Raw genomic sequence first — 4,601 nt, forward strand, 5'->3', positions numbered from 1 at the left:
GACCCTCTGATTAACAGTCAGATGCTCTAACCAACTGAGCTAAGGAGGAAACTGTATATTGTAAATTCTATTATTTCAAAAAACACTTTTCGAACCAATCCCGATAACTATCAGGACTCTGATTAACAGTCAGAAGCTCTTTTTCTTTAGCTATAGAGGATATTTATATCCTTTTAAGCGGTTGCAAAGATAGAACGAATTTTATTTTTTGCAAATAAAAACGAATAAAATTTCAAAAAATATTACTTGCCTATGATTGCCTTGTAAATATCGTTTCCGTTAGCAAACAATAACAGGGAAATAAGTAATACAAAACCAACCATTTGGGCTCTTTCTAAGAACTTATCGCTTGGCTTTCTGCCTGAGATCATTTCATACAACAAGAACATCACATGACCTCCATCTAAGGCAGGAATTGGCAATAAATTCATTACCCCTAACATAATTGACAATAAAGCCGTGATACTCCAAAAAGCTTCCCAACTCCAATAATCAGGGAATATATTATAAATAGCCGCAAATCCGCCTACGCCTTTGTAAGCTCCTGTACTAGGATTAAAAATAAGTTTCAATTGTTTCCAGTAGTTGCCCAATTGCGCAAATCCTTTGTCAATTCCAACCGGAATGGATTCAAAAAACCCAAACTGCTCCGTGCTGAATTTGTAATAACCTAATTTCTCCAGACTGCTTTCAGTCACTTGTGCCGGTCCAACACCCATTTTCCCTTCTTGGTTTACAATAAGCTTCACAGGCGTTTCTTTACCATCACGCAAAACGACAGCAGTAACCTCTTTCCCTTTATAGGAAGAAAGAACCGAAGCGGCTTGATCATAGTATTTTAATGATTGACCATTAACTGAAACAAAAACATCTTTAACTTTTAGTTGTTCTTTATTCTTAGAGTCATCAGCAAATCCGCCAACCACAAAAGGCATTCTCAAAGCAATCAATTCTTTTTTGTCTTTGTCAATAAATTTTCCGATAAAGTTTTGTGGTATAGCAATAGTCTTCTCTTCTCCGTTACGGTTAACCAAAACCGTTTTAGCCATCAAAACATCCAAATTAACAGAAGGCTCAAATTTTACAATTTCCTTACCGTCAATCGCGACAATTTTATCTCCTGTTTTAATCCCTACCTTTTCAAGCTCCGTGTTTTGAACCCAAACACCATCTTTCACTTCACTGTTGTTGATGTACTTTTCACCATAGAAAAAAGTCATTCCAATGTAAATAATAAAAGCCAAAATGAAATTTACCGTTACACCGCCCAACATAATAATCAAACGTTGCCAAGCTGGTTTAGAACGGAACTCCCAAGGTTGTGGTTCTTGTGCCAATTGCTCCGTGTCCATGCTTTCATCTACCATTCCGGAGATTTTCACATAACCGCCCAAAGGCAACCAACCGATACCGTATTCAGTTTCGCCGATTTTCTTTTTCAGCAAAGAATATTTGATGTCAAAAAACAAGTAGAACTTCTCTACCCTAGTTTTAAATAATTTGGCCGGAATAAAATGCCCTAATTCGTGAAGTATAATTAATATTGATAAACTCAGTAAAAATTGAGATAGTTTGATTGCAATTTCCATTTCTTATTTGTCAGTTTCTTTTAAACGCACAAAAGTAAGGTTTTCACCTTACTCGTGCATATAATATTTGTTTTAGATTATTTTTTTATGAATTTTTTATGATAAGTCCCTTCCATTGTCTGAATTTGCAGGTAATGAACACCCGAAGACAAGTTGCTCACAAAGAAATCCAAAGTATTACTTTCCGATACTTTTTGCCCAAGACTGTTGTAAATAACCGCTTTTTCCAAAACAAGTGAAGTTGGCATTTGAATGTGCAAAACCTCAGCACTCGGATTCGGATACAGCACTATAGCATTGGCTAGGTCAAAAACCTCATTCCCAAGTGAGGCAGTATTGTTTTTAGAAATAATATGTTTTTCAGGATCAAATTCAACACCGGTTATGGCAAAAGGAACATTAGCAATAATCTCTTCACCATCAAAAGTGTTGTTCAAAACCAAATCGGCTTGTTCTCCCAAAGCACCATACACTCTAACCGGAACCGGCATTTCAAAATAAGTCACCGAAGGATCTGATTGTGTTTGGTTGATTACAAATTTGGCTTGACCTTCGCCCCAATTTTGAGCCGTAATGGTATAAATTGGATATCCTTGATTGTAAATCCAATCCTCAAAGAACTCGGTTAAATCTTGTCCGTAAACTGTTTCCAAATGCGCTTTTAAATCTGTAGTTACTGCGTATTTATAAGCCAAATTAGGATCGGCTAAATAATTTCTTATCGCTTGAAAAAAAGCGGTATCCCCCATTTTAAAACGCAACATTTCTAAAACCATCGCGCCTTTGTTGTAACTCAATCGGCTACTAAAAATTCTGCTGACATTAGTTGCTTGCACATCAGTTAAATACACATTTCCGGCCGGACTCGAAGTAATAAAATCAATCATCCCCGATTTTTGTATGATAAAAGCATCCAATCCGTCTAAATTCTCAATGGTGAGCGCCGATAAATAAGTTGCAAATCCTTCATTCAACCAAATGTCTTTCCAAGTACCACAAGTAATTTTGTCGCCAAACCATTGGTGTGCCAATTCGTGAGCAATCAAACCCCGACTGAAATTTCCCATAAAGGAAACTGTCGTATGTTCCATTCCGCCCCCAAAACCACATTGGGCATGACCATATTTTTCGGCACTAAAAGGATAGGTTTCAAACAAATTTTCAAACAAATCCATAATCACAGGCGTTTGGGCTAAAGAAACAACCGCTGCAGCATAACTCTCAGGATAAATATAATTTACAATCGGAAAAGTATTCGGTTCTATTCCGGCGGTTTGTGTATAAACTTGGTAATTAGTGACCGCTATTGCTACTAAATAAGCCGGTATAGGATAGCTGTGGTGAAAATGAGTGGTTTTATTTGCACCATTGGTTACCGGTGCTTCCGGTTCAACACCATTAGCCACACTAACATATTGCGATGGTGCCGTGATATACACATCAATGCTGTCAATCTTATCATTCAAATCTTGTTTACAAGGCCACCAATCTCTCGCTCCAAATGGCTCCGACAATGTCCAAATAATCGAAGCGCCATTATGAGTACTTCTCGTAAAAGCTTGCTCACCACTAGCTGGAGCACCGGAATAATTGATTTCTACAGTAGCAAAATTCCCAGTAATTAAAGCGCTTGGCAAAGTAATTACCAACTCATCGTCGGTGTTTTGCTCAAAAGGCAAATCGGTAGCGCCTTGTTTTACGGAACTAACCGTCAATTGGTCTGTTAAATCAAAAGTAACCATTGTCATATCGCTCAACGCCTTGAAAGTCGTGGTTACTTTTCCGGTTATAAAGTAAACAGCAGGATTTACTGTAAATTCAAGCTTGCTGTAAGTAACATCGTAGTTTGCGGTATTGGGATTGACCTGAAAATTCATGAGCTGTGAAGCAGATTTCATTTCCGATTCGGCAATTCTGTTAGTCTCTAAAATACCTTCTTGGGCAAAAACAAAAGATATTGTAAGATAAAATACTAAAAAGTAGCACTTTTTCATAGTAGGCAATTGATTTTTTTGCGAATATAGCAATTATTAAGGTAGACAACTGTCAAAGAAATGATAAATTAAACCTATCACTTTGATTATAATTTGGTTACAAAAGGCAAGTTTTTCAGCATCAGAAAGGATTTATCAAACATTTCATTAAATTTGCGAGCGCAATAAAGAAAATGACATGTTACAAATTAGTTACATCAGAGAAAATAAAGAGAAAGTGATTACCGCTTTGGCCAAAAAGCACATGGATGCTAAAGCCATTGTAACAGAAGTAATCCTATTAGACGAAAACAGAAGAAGCACACAAGTGGCTCTTGACAATACTTTGGCAGAAGCCAATAAATTATCTTCTGCTATTGGTGAAATGATGAAAAACGGAGAAAAAGCCAAAGCCGAAATCCTAAAACAAAAAACGAGTCAACTCAAAGAAAGCAGTAAAGAATTGTCTGAGAAATTAGATGCCTTCGCTACCGAATTGACGCAAAAAATGTATTTATTACCAAATCTTCCTGCCGATATCGTTCCGGAAGGCAAAACACCGGAAGAAAACCTAAACGTTTTTCAAGAAGGCGATATTCCTGTTTTACATGAAGGTGCGCAACCTCACTGGGAATTGGTTAAAAAATATGACATCATCGATTTCGAATTGGGTGTAAAAATCACCGGCGCCGGATTTCCTGTCTACAAAGGAAAAGGTGCTAAATTGCAACGCGCTTTGATTTCCTATTTCCTTGATAAAAATACCGAAGCCGGTTACCAAGAGTTTCAAGTACCGCATTTGGTCAACGAAGCTTCAGGTTACGGAACCGGACAATTGCCGGACAAAGAAGGACAAATGTACCACGTTGGCATTGACGATTTGTACTTAATTCCAACTGCTGAAGTTCCGGTAACGAATTTGTTCCGCGATGTGATTTTGCAGGAAAGTGAATTGCCGGTTTTGTGCACAGGTTATACACCGTGTTTCCGTCGCGAAGCCGGTTCTTATGGTGCGCACGTTCGTGGTTTGAACCGTTTG

The 4,601-nt window shown here is 37.7% G+C and carries 3 protein-coding genes; 1 reads left to right on the forward strand and 2 read right to left on the reverse strand.

Annotated features, from left to right (window positions below; genetic code table 11):
- Positions 1–242: 242 nt before the first annotated feature.
- Positions 243–1,589 carry an RIP metalloprotease RseP gene (gene rseP / locus B3C16_RS08160; protein ID WP_291130735.1) on the reverse strand — a complete coding sequence of 449 codons (1,347 nt, stop codon included), beginning with the start codon at positions 1,587–1,589 and terminating at the stop codon, positions 243–245.
- Between the two features lie 77 nt (positions 1,590–1,666).
- The gene (locus tag B3C16_RS08165) at positions 1,667–3,583 is read right to left on the reverse strand and encodes a M1 family aminopeptidase (RefSeq protein WP_291130738.1); all 1,917 of its coding nucleotides are present in this window, start codon (positions 3,581–3,583) and stop codon (positions 1,667–1,669) included.
- A gap of 178 nt (positions 3,584–3,761) precedes the next feature.
- On the opposite strand from B3C16_RS08165, the gene B3C16_RS08170 reads away from it, so the two are divergent.
- Positions 3,762–4,601 (forward strand): aminoacyl--tRNA ligase-related protein (locus B3C16_RS08170; protein WP_291130740.1); only part of this gene is annotated, 840 nt, incomplete at its 3' end.

Origin of the sequence: Flavobacterium sp. UBA7682, from assembly GCF_002482945.1 — a bacterium.
In the GTDB taxonomy this organism is placed as follows: domain Bacteria; phylum Bacteroidota; class Bacteroidia; order Flavobacteriales; family Flavobacteriaceae; genus Flavobacterium.